Origin of the sequence: Streptomyces sp. MB09-02B (assembly GCF_033794485.1) — a bacterium.
Taxonomy (GTDB): Bacteria; Actinomycetota; Actinomycetes; order Streptomycetales; family Streptomycetaceae; genus Streptomyces.
Genome location: NZ_JARGEE010001012.1, coordinates 1 through 511 on the forward strand (window position 1 = coordinate 1; position 511 = coordinate 511).

Here is a 511-nt window from a genome sequence, read left to right on the forward strand (position 1 = left end):
CCTCTGCCGACCCCCTGCCCGCCTCTGCCGTGGCCCTGCCCGCCTCTGCCGTGGCCCTGCCCGCCTCTGCCGTGGCCCTGTCTGTCTCTACCGTGGCCCTGTCTGTCTCTACCGTGGTCATGCCCCAAGCGAACCGTCTCGGCCCCCGCCCGCACACGACCCCTGGAGGGCGTCCTCGGGGTAGGGCCGGCCCTACCCCCGCCCCCACGACACCACCCCATGACACGATCGAACACGTGAGTACGACCAGCACGGTGGACCGCGCCTTCGAGGCGGCGCTCTACGCCGACACCGACGCCGCCCTCGACACGGGCGCCTCCCTGCTCGCCGCCGACCCGGCGGCCGACGCCGAACTCGCCCTGCGTGGAAGGGAGTTCGTCGCCGGGGCCTGGCGGAGAGGCTGGCAGCCGGCCGACGTCGTCCGGTTCACGCGGCGCGAGCTGGAGGACGAGCACGTACGGCTCCTCGCGCGGCTCGTCGTCGAGGAGCACGAGACCATACGGCCGGGCGC

The 511-nt window shown here is 74.0% G+C and carries 1 pseudogene; it reads left to right on the forward strand.

The annotated features are described in order from the left end of the window. Positions 1-236: 236 nt before the first annotated feature. A pseudogene (locus P1P70_RS45620) lies at positions 237-511 on the forward strand (aromatic acid decarboxylase); the annotation flags it as partial.